This is a genomic window from Streptomyces sp. NPDC042002, from assembly GCF_055588305.1.
This window is the reverse complement of record NZ_JBVJCT010000004.1, coordinates 22,904-40,863: the sequence shown is the minus strand read 5'-3', so window position 1 is coordinate 40,863 and position 17,960 is coordinate 22,904. Positions and strand designations below refer to the sequence as shown.

Annotated in this window: 14 protein-coding genes and 1 pseudogene; 7 read left to right on the top strand and 8 right to left on the bottom strand. The window is 72.2% G+C overall.

The features are described 5' to 3' along the window. From uraH to ACZ6KY_RS07860, 4 genes and pseudogenes are all read right to left on the bottom strand, one after another. Positions 1-402: a hydroxyisourate hydrolase gene (gene uraH, locus ACZ6KY_RS07875; protein ID WP_469309442.1), complete on the bottom strand. Its 402-nt coding sequence runs from the start codon at positions 400-402 to the stop codon at positions 1-3. A 104-nt stretch (positions 403-506) separates the two neighbouring features. Continuing rightward, positions 507-1,010, bottom strand: a pseudogene (gene uraD, locus ACZ6KY_RS07870) (2-oxo-4-hydroxy-4-carboxy-5-ureidoimidazoline decarboxylase); the annotation flags it as partial. Positions 1,011-1,199: 189 nt separating this feature from the next. Continuing rightward, positions 1,200-1,568, bottom strand: coding sequence for a helix-turn-helix domain-containing protein (locus ACZ6KY_RS07865; protein ID WP_469309441.1), 369 nt, complete (start codon positions 1,566-1,568; stop codon positions 1,200-1,202). Continuing rightward, positions 1,565-1,825, bottom strand: coding sequence for a thiamine-binding protein (locus tag ACZ6KY_RS07860; protein ID WP_469309440.1), 261 nt, complete (start codon positions 1,823-1,825; stop codon positions 1,565-1,567). Before ACZ6KY_RS07860 ends, ACZ6KY_RS07865 begins: the two co-directional genes overlap by 4 nt. A gap of 238 nt (positions 1,826-2,063) precedes the next feature. On the opposite strand from ACZ6KY_RS07860, the gene ACZ6KY_RS07855 reads away from it, so the two are divergent. The 3 genes from ACZ6KY_RS07855 (at position 2,064) to ACZ6KY_RS07845 (ending at position 4,425) form a co-directional block, all read left to right on the top strand. Beyond that, positions 2,064-2,903 carry a TIM barrel protein gene (locus ACZ6KY_RS07855; protein ID WP_469309439.1) on the top strand — a complete coding sequence of 280 codons (840 nt, stop codon included), beginning with the start codon at positions 2,064-2,066 and terminating at the stop codon, positions 2,901-2,903. 44 nt (positions 2,904-2,947) lie between these two features. Next, a complete protein-coding gene (locus ACZ6KY_RS07850) occupies positions 2,948-3,841 on the top strand; it encodes a 2-hydroxy-3-oxopropionate reductase (RefSeq protein ID WP_469309438.1) in 894 nt (297 codons plus the stop codon). 344 nt (positions 3,842-4,185) lie between these two features. After that, entirely contained in the window at positions 4,186-4,425 is a 240-nt protein-coding gene (locus ACZ6KY_RS07845; protein WP_469309437.1) for a hypothetical protein, read from the top strand. 539 nt (positions 4,426-4,964) lie between these two features. On the opposite strand, the gene ACZ6KY_RS07840 is transcribed toward ACZ6KY_RS07845, so the two are convergent. Both ACZ6KY_RS07840 and gcl read right to left on the bottom strand, forming a co-directional pair. Continuing rightward, positions 4,965-5,870, bottom strand: coding sequence for an alpha/beta fold hydrolase (locus ACZ6KY_RS07840; protein WP_469309436.1), 906 nt, complete (start codon positions 5,868-5,870; stop codon positions 4,965-4,967). 99 nt (positions 5,871-5,969) lie between these two features. Continuing rightward, complete coding sequence (gene gcl / locus ACZ6KY_RS07835) at positions 5,970-7,754, bottom strand: glyoxylate carboligase (RefSeq protein WP_469309435.1); 1,785 nt, start codon at positions 7,752-7,754, stop codon at positions 5,970-5,972. A gap of 318 nt (positions 7,755-8,072) precedes the next feature. Here gcl and ACZ6KY_RS07830 point away from each other — a divergent pair, with 318 nt between their 5' ends. Then, positions 8,073-8,987 (top strand): hypothetical protein, encoded by a 915-nt coding sequence (locus tag ACZ6KY_RS07830; protein ID WP_469309797.1) that lies wholly within the window; start codon positions 8,073-8,075, stop codon positions 8,985-8,987. Between the two features lie 67 nt (positions 8,988-9,054). Here the strand turns inward: ACZ6KY_RS07830 and ACZ6KY_RS07825 are convergent, their stop codons facing one another. Both ACZ6KY_RS07825 and ACZ6KY_RS07820 read right to left on the bottom strand, forming a co-directional pair. After that, the gene (locus ACZ6KY_RS07825; protein WP_469309434.1) at positions 9,055-10,662 is read right to left on the bottom strand and encodes an AMP-binding protein; all 1,608 of its coding nucleotides are present in this window, start codon (positions 10,660-10,662) and stop codon (positions 9,055-9,057) included. Further along, the gene (locus ACZ6KY_RS07820) at positions 10,659-12,338 is read right to left on the bottom strand and encodes an AMP-binding protein (protein ID WP_469309433.1); all 1,680 of its coding nucleotides are present in this window, start codon (positions 12,336-12,338) and stop codon (positions 10,659-10,661) included. Before ACZ6KY_RS07820 ends, ACZ6KY_RS07825 begins: the two co-directional genes overlap by 4 nt. A gap of 132 nt (positions 12,339-12,470) precedes the next feature. Between ACZ6KY_RS07820 and ACZ6KY_RS07815 the strand changes: the two genes are divergently transcribed. The 3 genes from ACZ6KY_RS07815 (at position 12,471) to ACZ6KY_RS07805 (ending at position 17,656) form a co-directional block, all read left to right on the top strand. Beyond that, entirely contained in the window at positions 12,471-13,292 is an 822-nt protein-coding gene (locus tag ACZ6KY_RS07815) for a helix-turn-helix transcriptional regulator (RefSeq protein ID WP_469309796.1), read from the top strand. Positions 13,293-13,443: 151 nt separating this feature from the next. After that, the gene (locus ACZ6KY_RS07810) at positions 13,444-16,293 is read left to right on the top strand and encodes an ATP-binding protein (RefSeq protein WP_469309432.1); all 2,850 of its coding nucleotides are present in this window, start codon (positions 13,444-13,446) and stop codon (positions 16,291-16,293) included. A 571-nt stretch (positions 16,294-16,864) separates the two neighbouring features. Continuing rightward, a complete protein-coding gene (locus ACZ6KY_RS07805) occupies positions 16,865-17,656 on the top strand; it encodes a S1 family peptidase (protein WP_469309431.1) in 792 nt (263 codons plus the stop codon). The last annotated feature ends 304 nt before the right edge of the window (positions 17,657-17,960 follow it).

Below are 17,960 nucleotides of genomic sequence, written 5' to 3'. Positions count from 1 at the left end.
CTAGCTCCCTCGGTAAACGGAGTAGCCGAACGGGTTGAGCAGCAGCGGTACGTGGTAGTGCTCGCCCGGCCTGACGGCGAAGGTGATCGTCACCTCGGGGAAGAACGTCTCGCTGTCCCGATTCGCGGGGGCGTCCTGCTGCGCATCGGCTTGCTGTGTCGCTGAATTCGACTCGAAGTACTCCTCGACCGCGAAGTCGAGCCGTACGTGGGTCGTGCCCTCCGGCAGGGCCGGAAGGTCCTTGCACCGGCCGTCCGCGTCGGTCGCGGAACCGCCGAGCGCCCGCCAGTCGCCCTCGCGCCCCGCGCGGACGGCGAGCTGGACGGCGACGCCCTCGGCGGGGCGGCCCACGCTGGTGTCCAGGATGTGGGTGGACACGGAGGCCGTGGTGTCGGTGCTCATGCCTCTTCTTCCTGTACGGGACCGCCGGGTTCTTCGGGTACGGGACCACCGGTCCCCTTCTGTACGAGACCGCCGGGCTCTTCTCGTACGAGACCGCCCGACGCTTCCTCTACGAGATTGCCGAGCCGGATGCGGTTGATCTTCCCCAGTTCGACGCGGACGATCTCGCGCTCCCGCTCGGCCGGGTTGCCGATCCGCTCCCTGACCGCGTCGCGCATCTGCTCGCCGGTCCGGCCGGTGGCGCAGATGAGGAACACATGGCCGAACTTCTCCTGGTAGGCCAGGTTCAGTTCGAGCATCTCCTCCTTGAGCGCGGCGGAGGCGCCGGCCATGCCGCGCTGCTCGCGGGAGGAGGTCGGGTCGCCGGGTTCCGGCCGCCCGATGGGCGGGTGCCCGGCCATCGCCTCCGCCAGGTCCGCGGTCGTCAGTTCGGCCGTGGCGGCGTCACTCGCGGCGTACAGGCCGTCGGCGGTCGCGTAGGGGCGGGCGGCGATCAGCCGCTCGGCCCACGCGCGGGAGGCGCACGCCTCGTGGAGGACGGCGAAGGCCGCGCGTTCCTGAAGGTCGTTGAAGCGGGCGAGGCCGCCAGATGTCGTACTCGACGTCACGGGAAGCCTCCGTGGCCTTGTGCTGGACGGGCTGCGGACAGCTAACGCCCCCGGAATCACCACGTCAACACTTTGTTGAAAACTTCGGGTTACAAAAATCCCGCCGCCAAAAACCGCCGCCCGGTCGTTCCGGACGGCGGCGGGTGACGGCGGGCGGACCCCTGCCGTCCTGAGGCGCGCCTTCGCCGGTCAGGCGTCCTTTTCGCGATTCAGGTAGTTGTAGACGGTGAACCGGCTCACGCCGAGCGCGCTCGCCACGGTCTCCACACCGTGCCGCACGGAGAAGGCTCCGCGCGCTTCCAGTATGCGCACGATCTCCTGCTTGGCCCTGCGGTCGAGCTCCGCGAGCGGCTTGCCCCGCTTGCGCTCCAGGGCGGCGAGGATGTGGTCCAGCGAGTCGGCGAGCTGGGGCAGTCGTACGGCGACGACGTCCGCGCCCTCCCAGGACAGCACCACGTCATCGACGCCGGCCAGCTCGGGCGGCAGCATCTCGCCCCCCATGGCGTCGACCAGGGGCTTGACCGCCGCGACGAAGGGGTCGTCCCCGATTCCGGTCACTTATCGCCCTCCCCGGCCGCGCCCACGACGTTCACCTGGAGCGAGACCCGGGTGGCGCCCGCCTCCAGGACCTTGCGCAGCAGCGCGTCGACCGCGGCGAGCACGGTGTCCGCGCCGCCTTCCGCGGTGTTGCCGAACGGGCCCACGTCCACGGCGTCCAGTTCGGCCGCCTCGATCACCTCGCGGGCGACCAGGGCGTGCCGGGGGGCCTCGTCGAGATCGAAGGGCTCGGTCGTGAACTCCACTCTCAATCGCACGGGCTCAACCTACTGCGCGCCGCGGACATCCCGGCAGCCCCTCGCGGCCCGAGCGGCCGCGAGCACGCCGTACGGCACGGGTCACGGCCGCGGATTTCCGTCGGCACCCCTTGACAAGCTCCGACACACGACGGCAATCTTCCATTAAGCAGAAAAGAACTTCCGCAATACGGAATAACCTGAATCACCGGCCCGGCCGACAGCACGGCCGCCAGTACGGAAGGGAGCGCCGACCCCCATGGGCTTCGCGGACCAGCGCTTCAACGTCAACCTGTCGATCCTCTTCACGGAACTCCCGCTCCTGGAGCGCCCCGCGGCCGCCGCGGCGGCGGGCTTCACCGCGGTCGAGCTGTGGTGGCCCTGGGGCGACTCCCCCACCCCCGCACAGTCCGGACTCGACGCCCTGAAGAAGGCCGTCGAGGACGCGGGCGTCCGGCTGACGGGGCTGAACTTCTACGCCGGACAACTGCCCGGTCCCGACCGGGGCGCTCTGTCGATCCCCGGCGAGGAGTCGGCGAGGTTCCGCGCCAACATCGAGGTGGCCGCCGGGTTCGCCGGGTCGCTGGGCTGCACGGCGCTCAACGCCCTGTACGGCAACCGCGTCGAGGGCGTGGACCCGGCCGAACAGGACGCGCTCGCGCTGGAGAACCTGGTCCTCGCGGCGCGCGCCGCCGACCGGATCGGCGCGGTCCTCCTCGTCGAGACCCTCAACGAGCGCGAGTCGCCGCGCTATCCGCTGGTGAGCGCACCGGCCGGCGTCGGCGTCGTCGACAAGGTCAACGCGGCGACCGGCCTCGGCAACGCCAGGTTCCTCATGGACCTCTACCACCTCTCCATGAACGGCGAGGACCTGCCGCGGGTGATCGCCTCCTACGCCGACCGGACCGGCCACGTACAGATCGCGGACAACCCCGGCCGCGGCGCCCCGGGCACCGGCACCCTCCCCCTGGAGGAGCTCCTCGACCAGCTGGGCAAGGCCGGTTACGAGGGCTGGGTCGGTCTGGAGTACAAGCCGGGCGACCGGCCGAGTGCCGAGTCCTTCGACTGGCTGCCCGCCGCCGCCCGAGCCGCCCGCTGAGCGGCTCCCCGATGACGTGACAGAGATTCCAGAGAGGCACCTTCATGAGCAACGACCTCCCCAAGGTGGCATGGATCGGTCTCGGCATCATGGGCTCGCCCATGGCGGAGAACCTGATCAAGGCCGGGTACGACGTCACCGGTCACACGCTGGAGCGGGACAAGCTGGAGCGCCTGGCCGCCGCGGGCGGCACCGCCGCCGCTTCCATCGCCGAGGCCGTGCGGGACGCCGACGTGGTGATCACGATGGTGCCCGCCTCCCCGCAGGTCGAGGCCGTCGCGTACGGCCCCGACGGCGTCCTGGAGAACGTGAGGTCCGGCGCGTTGCTGGTCGACATGTCCTCGATCACCCCGCAGACCTCGGTGGACCTCGCGAAGGCCGGCGCCGAGAAGGGCGTTCGCGTCCTGGACGCCCCGGTGTCCGGCGGCGAGGCCGGTGCGGTCGAGGCCGTGCTGTCGATCATGGTCGGTGGCGAGCAGGCCGACTTCGACGAGGCGGAGCCCCTCTTCGAGGCGCTCGGCAGGACCATCGTGCTGTGCGGTCCGCACGGTTCGGGCCAGACCGTGAAGGCGGCCAACCAGCTCATCGTCGCCGTGAACATCCAGGCGTGCGCCGAGGCCGTGGTCTTCCTGGAGCGGTCCGGCGTGGACCTCAAGGCCGCGCTCGACGTCCTCGGCGGCGGTCTCGCGGGCTCCACCGTGCTGGCCCGCAAGAGGGACAACTTCCTGAACCGCGACTTCAAGCCGGGCTTCCGCGTCGACCTGCACCACAAGGACATGGGCATCGTCACGGACGCCGCCCGCACCGTGGGCGCCGCGCTGCCCGTCGGTGCCGTGGTCGCCCAGCTCGTCGCCAGTCTGCGCGCGCAGGGCGACGGCGGCCTGGACCACTCCGCACTGCTGCGCGCGGTCGAGCGCCTCTCCGGCGCGCGGATCTGAACCACGGCCCCGCACGACAGGACCGTGGGCGAGGCGAGGACCGCGGCGGCATGCGAGCCAGTGCGGTGGTGGAGGTCCCGTGACGCCGCTTCTCGACCTGAGAGAAGCGGCGTCACGGTTCCGTCGCATCCGCCGCGGTCCCAGCCGCACCGGCCGACAGCACCCGCCCGCACCCGTCGGCAAGTGCCCCAGGACTCCGTCCGGCGGCGCGAACGTAATGTCGCGCCCAGGCTCGCGCCGTCGGACGGCGACAACCGCACAGCTCACGCGGCGGACCGGAGGACCGGGCTCCGGGTGCGGATTCCGGCCGCGCGCAGCAGCCTGGGACCATGGAGGCTGACGGCATGGATTTCCCCAGGATCGTGGTGCACACGCCGGGACTGGACGGGTCGCGGCGGGTCACCGAGGGCGACCGGGCGCTCGGCATCGCGTACCACCTCGACGACGTGGTCGAGATCCTGCGCCAGGCGGACGTCGACCTCGACGCGATCGAGGTCGAGGAGAGCGACATCATCGACTGGCAGGGCGGCGGTCCGGACGACTGGCCCGGCCTCTCGGAGCATTCGGAGCACTCGGACGGATGAAGACCGTGGACACCGGCCCGCCGGACGTGAGCCCCGAGCCCCGAGCTGCGAGCCGAAACGGGCGGCGAACGGACCCTGTCCGTACACAAGCGGGCGTAGAACGTCTACGGAACCCTCAAATCAACCTCTGAACACCGCCCCAGGGGCTTCTCCTCACGCCGGATGAGGCACATTCTCGGCACACGGGGCCCGCCGGCACGGGGGCGGCGGGTCCCGAACGGGGGTACGGGGGAAGCCCCATGAGTGGGAGCGCGGCGGTCAGGCTCGGGCCTCGGACCGTCGCGCTGCCGCGTGGTGGGCCGGCGCGGCCGTGACGGTCGCCGAGCCCGCCCCGCATCCACGGGGCGCGGTGGCCGCGGGACGGCCGGGCGCGCAGCGGACCTCGGCCCCGTCCGCGGCCGGTGTCCTGCCCACGGTGACCGTGTACGGCGATGGCGCCCTGACCGTCCTGGTGCCGCGGTTCACCGCATCCGCTGGCCCGGCCGGCCGCAGGAGAGGGCAGGAGCGCGGACTGCCCTGGGGCGGCGGAGGCAGTGGCTTCACTGGCGGCGGGGCCGGCTGGGGAGGCGACTGCTCGTACTGACCGCCCGCGGGTCCTTCAGGAACGGCAGGATGTGCCGCAGGAACAGACCCGGGCGTTCGTTGTACGGCTCGTGGGCGGTGGGCAGCAGAACGCTCAACGTCCCTGCGGGGAGCATGCGTTGGGCGCGGCGGCCGTCGAGGAGGGCGGGGACGACCGGGTCGCGGCTGCCCCACAGGAGCAGGATCGGCACATCCAGGGCCGCCGGGTCCGCCAGGCCGAAGTCCGGGCCGGCGAGACCGCGCCACACGGCGCAGTGCACCGCCAGTCTCCGCTCGTCGTGGGGCAGTTGACGGACGCGGGCGTACGTCTCCCGCGCGCTCGGCGTGCCCAGCCGGCCCAGATAGGCGCGGGCCAGCGGGACGACCAGCCGGCGGGCGCGGGCGGGGCGGCCCATCACCTCGCGGCAGAACCAGCGGGTGAACGCGGTGTGCCGGGTGAAGCCCGCCGGGTCGACCAGGACGAGCGCGGTGACCGACGCGGCGCGGGGGCCCTCGGCGAGGCGGCAGGCGACATAGCCGCCGACGCTGTTGCCGAGCACGGCGACCTCCCGCACGCCCTGCTCCTCGGCGAGCGCGTCGATCACCCGTTCCGCGACCTCCACCAGCCCTTCGGGCGTGACCAGTTGGGGTTCGGGCGCGGTGGAGTCGCCGTACCCGGGCCAGTCCACGACGAAGGTCCGGTACCGGTCGGCGAGGGCGGGCAGCACGGCGTCGAAGTCACGGCCGTCCCCGGGGTTGGCGTGCAGAAGCAGCAGCGCGGGGGCGTCGGGCGGGACGGCAGCCCCCTGCGGGCGTGCTCCGGGAAAGGGGGGAAGGCAGCGTACGGCGATGTCGCCGAGGGGGGTGGGGACGGTCATCCGCATGGGGCGAGCATGCCGGACCCGCCCGTCCCTGGGAACAACGCGCAAGGGCGGCCCATCAGTTGGAGCGGGCCGCCCTCGGCGTGCGGACGAGCGCCCGCGTCAGACCTTCAGCGTCCGGATCGAGGTGGGCGCGTGGCCGGGCTCGGTCGCGATCTCCTCGAACTCCACGACGTTCCCGATGTCGTTCGTCCTGCTCATGGCGATGTTGGTGACGCGCTCCAGGACCGCCTCGACGACGACCGGGACCTGGAACTCGGCGGCGAGCTTCTTGGCCCGCTCGAAGGCGGCGCCGAGTTCGCCCGGGTCGGTGACGCGGATCGCCTTGCAGCCGAGACCCTCGACGACCTTGACGTGATCAACGCCGTAGACGCCGAGTTCCGGGGAGTTGATGTTCTCGAACTCCAGGTTGACCTGGAAGTCGATGTCCAGGCCGAGCTGCGCCTGCCGGATCAGGCCCAAGTAGGCGTTGTTCACCAGGACATGGACGTACGGGATCCGGTGCTGGGCGCCGACGGCCAGTTCCTCGATCATGAACTGGAAGTCGTAGTCGCCGGAGAGGGCGACGACCTGCGCGTCGGGGTCGGCCTTGGCGACGCCGAGCGCGGCCGGGATGGTCCAGCCGAGCGGGCCCGCCTGGCCGCAGTTGATCCAGTGGCGTGGCCGGTAGACGTGCAGCATCTGGGCGCCGGCGATCTGCGAGAGGCCGATGGTGGTGACGTACCTGGTCTCCGGACCGAAGGCCTTGTTCATCTCCTCGTAGACGCGCTGCGGCTTGATCGGGATGTCGTCGAAGTGTGTCCGGCGCTGGAGGGTGGCGCGCTTCTCCTGTGCGAAGGCGGCCCAGGAGGAACGGTCGGGCAGCCCGCCTGCCTCCTTCGACTCCCTCGCCACCTCGACGAAGAGCTCCAGGGCGGCCCTGGCGTCGGAGGCGATGCCGAAGTCCGGGGCGAAGATCCTGCCGAGCTGGGTGGGTTCGATGTCGACGTGCACGAACTTCCGTCCGGCCGTGTAGACATCCAGCCTGCCGGTGTGGCGGTTGGCCCAGCGGTTGCCGATGCCGAGGACGAAGTCGGACTCCAGGAAGGTCGCGTTGCCGTAGCGGTGCGAGGTCTGCAGGCCCACCATGCCGGCGTTGAGCTCGTGGTCGTCGGGCAGCACGCCCCAGCCCATGAGCGTCGGGACGACCGGGGTGCCCGTCAACTCGGCGAACTCGACGAGGAGTTCGCAGGCGTCGGCGTTGACGACTCCGCCGCCGGCCACGATGAGCGGGCGCTCGGACGCGTTCAGCAGCGCGAGCGCCTTCTCGATCTGGGCGCGGGTCGCGGCGGGCTTGTACGCCTGGAGCGGCTCGTACGTGTCGGGGTCGAACTCGATCTCGGTGAGCTGGACGTCGATGGGCAGGTCGATGAGAACCGGCCCGGGGCGCCCGGAGCGCATGAGGTGGAAGGCCTGCTGGAAGACGCCGGGAACCTGCGCGGCCTCCAGCACGGTGACGGCCATCTTGGTCACGGGCCCCGCGATCGAGGCGATGTCGACGGCCTGGAAGTCCTCCTTGTGGATCACCGCGGTCGGCGCCTGGCCGGTGACGCACAGGATCGGGATCGAGTCGCCGGTCGCGGAGTAGAGGCCGGTGATCATGTCGGTGCCGGCGGGGCCCGAGGTTCCGATACAGACACCGATGTTGCCCGGGTGCGTGCGGGTGTAGCCCTCCGCCATGTGCGAGGCGCCCTCGACATGCCGGGCGAGGGTGTGGCTGATCCCGCCGGACGCCTTGAGTGCCGCGTAGAAGGGGTTGATCGCCGCGCCCGGGACGCCGAACGCGTCGGTCACGCCCTCGCGCTTGAGGATCTCGACTGCCGCGCGGGCAGCGGTCATACGAGCCATGGAGTACTCCTGCTTCGACTGTCGGATTCGCACTCCCGTCGCGCCCCGCGGAGAGTCTCTTATTCCGTATTGCGGAAACTAACTTCTACTATCTGGAAGTAATGTAGGTGTCGGGGCAAGGAGCGTCAAGAGCGGGCGGCGCGCCGGACCGGACCGGTGCGCGTCGCGGCGTTTCGCTGCCGGACGCCGTCCGGCAGGAGGACGATGGACGCGCTGACCCGACGTGACCTTCTGGAGCGGTCCATGGCCGAGAGCGTGCCGGTGCGGTGCCCGGCCTGCCGTCGCGAGCACCTGTACGCGGCCCCGTCCTATCCGTGCGTGTGCGGAGCACCCGTGACGGCCCCTCTCGACCGCCTCGCGGAGCCGGCCCCCGTCACCCACCGCGCGTGGGACGACGACTGGGTCCCGGTCCGCTGCGAGGCCTGCGACCGCGAGAGCGAGTGGCCGCACCCGGAACTGGGCTGCTCCTGCGGAACGACACTGCGGATTCCGCTCCGCGGGGTACGAGCGGCGCGAGCCGCCCGCCCGCCGCGGCACGCGGAGACCACGCCGGACACGCCCGGCATCACGCAACGCGCCGGCACCGACCCGCCCGTGCCGGGCGACGAGACCGGCCGGCGAGGCGCCGGAGAGACCGGCCCTCCCGACGGCGGCCAGGCCGACCGCCAGACCGGTTCCCCTGCCGGAGCCGACCATCAGGCGCCGGACAACGACCAGGAACAGGCACAGGACCAGGACACCGAGGTCGGTTCGGCTCGGGGCTCTGTGCGGGCGCGGACCTCGGACCGGGGTGCCGGGGGCGACGCGTCCCGGGGCGTCGGCGGGCGCGGGCGGGGCGGCTCGCCCGGCGACAGGCCGGCGTTCCAGCCGGTCACCATCCGGACCGCACGCGATGTCGTCACCGCAGCCGCGCTGTATCTGGGCTGGCTCGGCTATCGCGGCATCCGGCGCGCGGACCAGCGGCCCCCGTCCGGGATCGGGCTCGCCGCGCGCGGCATCCTGGCCCAGGTGGACCCCACCGTGCGGCCGGCCTCGCTGCGCGACGTGGAGTGCCTGTGGCTGACCGCCATGACGGAGTCGGCGGACTGCGTGTTCTTCTCCCTCGCGGGGTACGCCGACGACGCCCGCGCCCGCGCCGACACCCTCGGCGTCCCCCTCTTCGTCCTGGACCTCACCGGCACCCCGCAACCCGTGAACAGCCCGGCCGACGACCTCATCGCCGTCACGGGCTGACCACCGGGCAGGGACAACGGCAAGGGCATGGCACGAACACGGGCGCACGCACGGGCACCCCGGGTGCCTACTCCCCGTACGTCTCCCGTAGTTCGATCTTCCGTACCTTCCCCGACACCGTCATCGGGAAGGTCTCCAGGACACGCAGCCGGCTGGGGATCTTGTAGTGCGCCAGCCGGCCCTCGCAGAAGGCGCGCAGCTCGTCCAGGGTGAGGGGGTCGGCCGGATCGCGCGGGATGACACAGGCCAGCACCTCCTCGCCGTAGCGCTCGTGGGGGATGCCGACCACCTGGACGTCGGCGATCTTCGGGTGGGCGTACAGGAACTCCTCGATCTCGCGCGGGTAGATGTTCTCGCCACCCCGGATGATCATGTCCTTGATACGGCCGACGATCTCGACGTACCCGTCCTCGCGCATCACGGCCAGGTCGCCCGTGTGCATCCAGCGCCCCGCGTCGACGGCCTCGGCGGTCTTCTCGGGCTCGTTCCAGTAGCCGAGCATCACGCTGTAACCGCGGGTGCAGAGTTCTCCGGCGCTGCCGCGCGGCCGGGTCACCCCGTCCACCGGGTCGACGACCTTCACCTCCAGGTGCGGCAGGACCCGGCCGACCGTGCCCGTGCGGTGTTCCAGGTCGTCGTCCCGGCGGGTCTGGAGCGAGACGGGCGAGGTCTCCGTCATGCCGTAGCAGATGGAGACCTCCTCCATGTGCATCTCGGCGACGACCCGTTTCATCACCTCGACCGGGCAGGGCGAGCCCGCCATGATGCCGGTGCGCAGGGTGGACAGGTCGTACGCCCCGAAGTCCGGGAGGTTCAACTCCGCGATGAACATGGTGGGTACGCCGTAGAGCGACGTGCACCGCTCCTGCTGTACGGCCCTCAGTGTCGCCGCCGGGTCGAACGAGGGCGCGGGGATGACCATGCACGCGCCGTGCGAGGTGGCGGCCAGGTTCCCCATCACCATGCCGAAGCAGTGGTAGAAGGGCACGGGGACGCAGACCCGGTCCTGCTCCGAGTAGGCGATCGACTCGCCCACGAAATAACCGTTGTTGAGGATGTTGTGGTGGGAGAGGGTGGCCCCCTTGGGGAAGCCCGTCGTGCCCGAGGTGTACTGGATGTTGATGGGGTCGTCGCAGGACAGCTCGCTCCCGCGGACGTGGAACTCCTCGTACAGGTCAGGGGTTCCGCGCCTCAGCAGCGCGTCCCAGCTCGGGTCGCCGATGTACACGGTCTCCCGCAACCGCGGGCATCTGCCCCGCACTTCCTCGACCATCGTCCGGTAGTCGCTGCTCTTGTGACTGAGGGAGGCGAAGAGCAGTGAGATCCCGGCCTGGTTGAGGACGTACTCCACCTCGTGGGTACGGTACGCCGGATTGATGTTCACCATGATCGCGCCGATGCGGGCGGTGGCGTACTGGACGAGCACCCACTCCGGGCAGTTGACCGCCCAGATGCCCACCCGGTCGCCCTTGGCGATTCCGCCGGCGAGCAGCGCGTAAGCCAACTCGTCGATGTCGGCGCCGAATTGGGCGTACGTCCAGCGTCGGCCCGAGGGCACGTCGACGAGCGCCTCACGGTCCGGCCAGGCCGCGACCGCCCGGTCGAGGTTGGCCCCGATGGTGTCGCCGAGCAGCGCCGTGCCGCTCGTCCCGTGCGCGTACGACAGTTCACTCACCGGAAGTCCTCCTCGCGGTACTCGGCGTCCGAGCCGACGGCCGTGGCCTCGCGCAGCTCGATCCGGCGGATCTTGCCGGAGACGGTCTTGGGAAGTTCGCCGAACTCCAGGCGGCGGATGCGCTTGTACGGCGCGAGGACCGTGCGCGCGTGCTCGAAGAGCACCTTGGCGGTGTCGGGGCCCGGCTCGTACCCGGCGGCGAGGACGACGTACGCCTTCGGGACGGCGAGGCGCAGTTCGTCGGGGGCCGGGACCACGGCGGCCTCGGCGACCGCCTCGTGCTCCAGGAGCGCGCTCTCCAGCTCGAAGGGCGAGATCTTGTAGTCGGAGGATTTGAAGACGTCGTCGCTTCGCCCGACGTAGGTGATGTAGCCGTCGGCGTCGCGCGAGCCGATGTCCCCGGTGCGGTAGTAGCCGCCCGCCATCGCCTCCGCCGTACGGTCGGGGTCGCCGTGGTAGCCGGTCATCAGACCCACGGGATGCCCGGACAGGTCGAGGGAGATCTCGCCCTCCGACGCGCCGGGCGCGCCCGAGACCGGATCGAGCAGTTCGACGCGGAAGCCCGGGCTCGGCCGGCCCATGGAGCCGGTCTTGAGGGGCTGGCCGGGGCTGTTGGACACCTGGACGGCGGTCTCGGTCTGCCCGAAGCCGTCCCGGACGGTGACGCCCCAGGCGCGCCGCACCTGCTCGATGACCTCGGGGTTCAGCGGCTCGCCCGCGGCGACGACCTCGCGCGGCGGGGTCCGCAGCAGGCTCAGATCGGCCTGGATGAGCATGCGCCACACGGTGGGCGGGGCGCAGAAGGTGGTGACGCCGGCCCGGTCCATCTCGGCCATCAGACGGCCCGCGTCGAAGCGGGTGTAGTTGTACAGGAAGACGGTCGCCTCCGCGTTCCACGGCGCGAAGAGGTTCGACCAGGCGTGCTTGGCCCAGCCGGGTGAGGAGATGTTCAGATGGACGTCCCCGGGCTTGAGCCCGATCCAGTACATGGTGGCCAGGTGGCCGATCGGGTACGAGACGTGGGTGTGCTCGACCAGCTTGGGCTGGGCGGTGGTGCCCGAGGTGAAGTAGAGCATCAGGGGGTCGTCCGCGTGGGTGGGACCGTCCGGCTCGAAGGCGGCGTCGGCGGCGGCCGTCTCCTCGTACGCCTGCCAGCCGGGGCGGGTGCCGCCGACCGCGATCCGGGTGTAGCCGCCGGGTACCGCGTCGAACTTCGCGGTGTCCTCGGCCCGGACGACGACGTGCCGCACCCGGCCGCGTTCGACCCGGTCGGCCAGGTCGGCGGGGCCCAGCAGCGGGGTGGCCGGGATGACGACGGCGCGCAGTTTCATCGCGGCGAGGGCCGTCTCCCACAGCTCGACCTGGTTGCCGAGCATGACGAGGACACGGTCCTCGGCCCGTACGCCCTGGGCGCGCAGCCAGTTGGCCACCCGGTCGGAGCGCTCGGACATCGCGGCGAAGGAGACCTCGACACTCCCGCCGTCCTCCTCCACGATGTGCAGGGCGGTGCGGTCGTTGTCCCGCGCGATGGCGTCGAACCAGTCGAGGGCCCAGTTGAAGTGCTCCGGGCGGGGCCAGCTGAAGCCCTCGTAGGCCGTGGCGTAGTCCTCGCGGTGCTCCAGCAGGAAGTCCCGCGCGGCGCGGAACGCGTCCGCCCTGCCCGTTGTCGCCGTCATGTGTCCTCCTCGTTGCCGGACCGCCGCCTACCATCGTGTATTCCGTGATGCAGGTCTCACCACCCCCGAACGGGGGGTGCGCCGCGATGAAGGGAAGAGCAGGTGACAGCAGACACGGCCGAGTCGGTGGAAATGCGTGCCGCGCTGGTGCGGCTGCGCCGCGCCACGGGGCTGCCGGTCGCCTTCGGCGGCCTGGTCGACTCCGGCGGCCGGCTGGTGCGCATCAGTGAGCTGAGCGGTACGGCGACGCCCGCGCTGAGCGCGCTCGCGGTCTCCTCGGGCAACGGCCTGGGCGGCAAGGCGGTGGCCCTCGCCCGGCCCTGCGCGGTGAGCGACTACTCGGCCTCACGGCAGATCAGCCACGAGTACGACACGGCGGTGGCGAGGGAGGGGCTGTGTTCGGTCCTCGCGGTTCCCGTGGTCGTACGGCGCCGGGTGCGCGGGGTGCTGTACGGCGCCCTGCGGACGGCCCAGCCCCTGGGTGACCGGACGCTGGGGGCGGCCGTCGCGGCGGCCCGGGACGTGGAACAGGCGCTGGTCGTCCGGGACGAGGCACGCGATCTGCTCGGCGTCGTCCGCGAGCCCGGCCCCGCGACGGGAGCGACGGGAGGCGCGGCGTGGGAGGAGGTGCGCGAGGCGCACGGGACGCTGCGGGCGCTGGCGCCACGGGTCGCCGACCCGGAGCTGCGGGCCGAACTCCTGGCCGTGTGCGGCCGGTTGGCCGACGCGGTGGCACCGTCCGCGGGGGTGCCGCGCGAGGTCGGACTCGCTCCGCGCGAGCTGGATGTCCTCGCCTGTGTCGCGTCGGGCGCGACCAACGCGGCCGCCGCCGAGCGGCTCGGGCTTCGTCCGGAGACCGTGAAGGGGTATCTGCGTTCGGCGATGCGCCGGCTCGGCGCGCACACCCGTCTGGAGGCGGTCGTCGCCGCGCGCCGGGCCGGCGTACTGCCGTAGCGGACCACCCGGCCTGGCGCTCACCATTCAACCGTCTGGACCCTGAAATGACTTATGCGCGACCGTTGTTATTTCCCTCACCACTCAGACTGTCCGAAATTCAAAGAGACATTGCCTAATATTGGCCAGGACACGACACACGAGGGGAGTGGTGACCGTGCGAGGGGACTTCAAGGAACCTGCGAGACCGCGCCCCGACCTGGTCATCGGCCGGGAGGAACTCTTCGCGGCGGCTCGTGAGCAGCTCTCCGGCGGTGGCAGTGTGCTCGTGCACGGACCGGCGGGAATAGGAAAGTCGACCGTCCTGCGGGCGTTGGCCGCCGAATGCGCCGAATCGGCACGGACCGTCTTGCGGTGCTCGGCCACCGAGTCCGAATCCCATCTCCCCTTCCTCGCGCTGGCCGACCTCCTCGGTCTGGTCGTCGACGAGATAGCCGACCGGCTGCCCGCGCCGCAGCGCACCGCCCTGGAGTCGGCGCTCACCGGCCGCGGCGAATCCACCCTCCAGCGCGACGGTCTCGCGCTGCGGCTCGCGGTGCTGTCGGCGTTCCGCGCCCTCGGCGCCCAGGGGCCGGTGCTGATCGTCGCCGACGACCTGCAGTGGCTCGACCCGGCCAGCGCCGAACTGCTCGGCTTCGCCGCCCGCAGGCTCGGCGGCACGCCGGTCCGCATGCTCTGCGCGGTCCGTACGGACACCGAGCCGCAGGCACAGGACCACGACCGCTTTCTCCGCGCGTCCGTTCCGGAGACGCTGGCCCTGCGGGTCGCCCCGCTGGCCCGCGCCCAGGTGGCCGAACTCCTCGGGCAGCGCGGCTACACCGGCCTGCCCCGCTCCACCGTGCGCGACATCCACCGCACCAGCGGCGGCAACCCGCTCTTCGCCCTGGAGCTGGGCCGCGCCCTCGCCGAGTCCCCGACCCGGCCGAGTCCGGGCGAGCCGCTCCCCGTACCGACGTCACTGCGCGCGCTCGTCCTGAGCCGGCTGGACATGCTGTCCGCCGAGGCCCGCCGCACCCTGTTGGTGGTGAGCGCGGGAGCCCGCCCGACACTGGCCCTGCTGCACGCCGCGGGCCGGGAGAACGCCGAGGCGGAGACGGCCTCGGCCACCGCGCTCGGGCTGCTCGCCACCGAACGTGAGACGCCCGGCATACGGTTCGCGCACCCCCTCGTCTCGGCCGCCCTGTACGCGGAGGCCGACGCCCAGGAGCGGCGCGCCGCGCACGCCGCGCTGTCCCGCGCGGCCTCCGATCCCATCGAGCGGGCCAGGCACCTCGCCCTCGCCACCACCGGCACGGACCCCGCGGTCGCCGCCCGGCTCGGCGAGGCAGCGGCCGCCGCCCGTGACCGCGGCGCCCCCTCCGTCGCCGTCGGGCTCGGACTGCTCGCCGCCCGGCACACCCCGGCCGACACCCGGCCGAGCCCGGACGAACGGCGCCTTCAGGCGGCCGAGGACGCGCTGACGGCCGGGGAGACGGACCTCGCGCGGGACATCGCGCGCCAGGTGCTGTCCCGGGCCACCGCCCCCACGGACCGGGTCCGGGCCTGGATGGTCGTCGTCGACGCCGCCGGACAGGCCATGTCGGAGATCGACGCCGTCTTCCCGCAGGCGCTCGCCGACGCGGGCGACGACCCCGGCCTGGTCGCCCTCGTCCGCTACCAACTCGCCTGGCGGGCGCTGCTCATGGACGGCGAGATGACCAAGGCCCGCGAGGAGGCCGCCCGGGCCGCCCGGCTCGCGGCACGCGCCGGGGACCGGCGCACCGAACTCCTCGCGCTCGGCTTCCAGGCGCAGATGGAGACCCTGATGGGGCACCCGGACGCGCCGTCGACCATCCAGCGGGCCATGCGCGAGCCGCAGGACCCGCGGGTCGCCTGCGACCACAACGGCGCCGGTGCCGCCCGCTTCCGCTGGCTCATCATGGGCGACCGGCTCGCGGAGGCCCGTACGGCCATCACCGCGCTGCTGCGCGAGGCGCAGCGGCGCGGCATGGTCGAGAGCGAGCTGCACTTCCTGCGCGGCCTCGCCGAGACCGAACTGCGCTCAGGGCACTGCGGCCGCGCCCTCGACCTGGCCCGGGAGAGCCTCAGGCTGGCCCGTGACACCGGCATCGGCGAGGCGGCCACCGCCATGTTCACCTCGCTCGCCGAGGCCGCGGGCGGTGACGTGGACCGGGCGCTCACCCTCGCCCACGAGGCCGTGGACCGCGCCGAGGAGGACGGCGACCTGGTCTACCTCTCGCGCGCGCTCGGCGCCCTCGGGCACGCCCAGCTGGTCGCCGGGGACGCGTCCGCCGCGGTCCGCTCCCTGCGCCGGGTCCGGGAGTTGGAGGAGGGACTCGGCGTCATCGACCCCGCCCGGGGCCGCTGGCACGGGGACCTCGCCGAGGCCCTGGTCAGGATCGGCGAGACCGCGGAGGCGCAGGACGTCATCGACGTGACCCGCCGACGCGCGCTGCGGCTGGAACGCGAGAGCGTGCTCGCCGTACTCGACCGCGCCGAGGCCCTGGTCCGGGCCGCGCGCGGCGAACAGGGGCCGGCGGAACGCCAGTTGGCCTCCGCGCAGGACCGCCTCGCCAAGCTGGGCTACGGCCTGGAGGAGGCCCGTGCCGCGTACGCCCTCGCCGGTCTGCGAACCCTCCCCCAAGCCCTCGGCTCCGCTCGGGCAGGGGGGACCCCCGTCCCGGGGCCCACGTCCTACGACGAGGCGGCCCGCCTGTTCCGCCGGTGCCGCGCGCTGCCGTGGCTGCGTCAGGTCGAGACGGCGTCCGCGCCTCCGCCGGCCGCGCCGCCCCTCGCCTCCGCCGCTCTCGGCACCCTCGCGGCGACCGAGCGCCAGGTCGCCGCCCTCGTCATGGAGGGTGCCACCAACCGCGAGATCGCCGCGCGGCTGTTCATCAGCGTCAAGACCGTGGAGGCCACGCTCACCCGGGTGTACCGGAAGCTGGGGATTCGGTCGCGGGTCGACATCGTACGACTGGCGGCGGAGCGCAGGACGGACTGAAGCCTCCGGCCGCCGACCGGGGTCTCCCCCGCTCCGGCTGGGACCCCGCTGCCCGCCGGATGCCGGCTGGGCCTTCCGCCGAACGGTGACGCGGCCTCGGGCAGGCAGCGAGCGAACCCGTGAGGCCACGGACCGGAAGCTGTGACGCTGCCTCCGGCGGGAAGCGGGCGGGCCGGTGGGGGTTCGGGCCGGACGGTGACGCGGCCCGGCGGGAAGCGGCCGGACCGGTGAGACTGCGGGCCGGAACGGTGACGCTCCGGCCCGGAACGGTACAGCCGCGGGCCGGGACGGTAGAGCTTCTGGGTGACTCCTCCGGGTGAACGGGCGTAGGACGGGCGGGGCTCCAGGGCCGGGACCAACCGGACGGCGCCCGCGTCAAACACCGCTAGCTCCGGGCAAGGGTTTTCCCTCCCCCATCTCCACTAGGGGGTTCCCTCATTGGGAGGGAGCGGTCCCACGCCCTAGCGTGTGGCCGTGCCGCTCGCTCGGGCACACGACACCTCACCCAGAGGCGTCGTGACTCACCCCCCACACCCGTGCGTCCCCCCACCGGCAACTTTCAAGGAGACCGATGTTCGGGCTCAACCGCGCCAAAAAGACCGCCGCCGTCTGTGCGGCGGCCGCCGCTGCCGCCACGACCACGCTGCTCGGCGCCCCCTCCGCCGCAGCCGCGCCCCAGCCCATCGTCGGCGGCACGACGACCACCACGACCGCGTACCCGTTCATGATGCAGATCACCGACGCCTCGCAGAACCAGTTCTGCGGCGGCACCCTCGTCGCCGCCGACAAGGTCGTGACCGCCGCCCACTGCATGTCCGGCGAGAGCACGAGCAGCATCCGCGTGGTCGGCGGCAGAACGTACCTCAACGGCACGAACGGCACCGTCAGCAAGGTCAGCAAGATCTGGATCAACCCCGACTACACCGACGCCACCAACGGCGACGACGTGGCCGTACTGACCCTGTCGACGTCGATGTCGTACACCCCGGCGAAGTACGTCGCCTCCTCGGACACCGGCCTGTACGCGACCGGCACCACGGCCCGCATCGTCGGCTGGGGCACCACCTCGGAGAACGGCAGCTCCTCCAACCAACTGCGCACCGCGACCGTGCCGACCGTGTCCGACTCCAGCTGTGCGAGCTCGTACGGCTCCGACTACGTGGCCTCCGACATGGTCTGCGCCGGCTACACCGCGGGCGGCGTCGACACGTGCCAGGGCGACAGCGGCGGCCCGCTGCTCATCGGCGGGGTGCTGGCCGGCATCACCTCCTGGGGCGAGGGCTGCGCGGAGGCCGGCTATCCGGGTGTCTACACCCGCCTGACGACGTTCTCCAGCCTGGTGACCACCCAGGTCAACTCGTAGTACCCGATGATCTCCTGAGTACCCCTCAGGTAAAAGCCGAGGGGCGTTGCGAGCCTCCACGAGCGGTCCGCAACGCCCCTCATCCACTGAGGTCACCAGCCCGTTCTCCACAAGGGCCGCCCCCCTTCGGTGACCCGCACACTTGCCGGCGGACGACTGCTTCCCCGCAGCCCCCCAACCGTCCGCCGGCACCTCGGGGCGGGGGGCGGGAGGGGCACGGCGCCCGCCGCGACAAAGGCTCCAGGACACGGGTTCCAGGCCGTTTGACCGCGCCCAACCCAAAGGCTTCCCCCCCCCCCCCCTT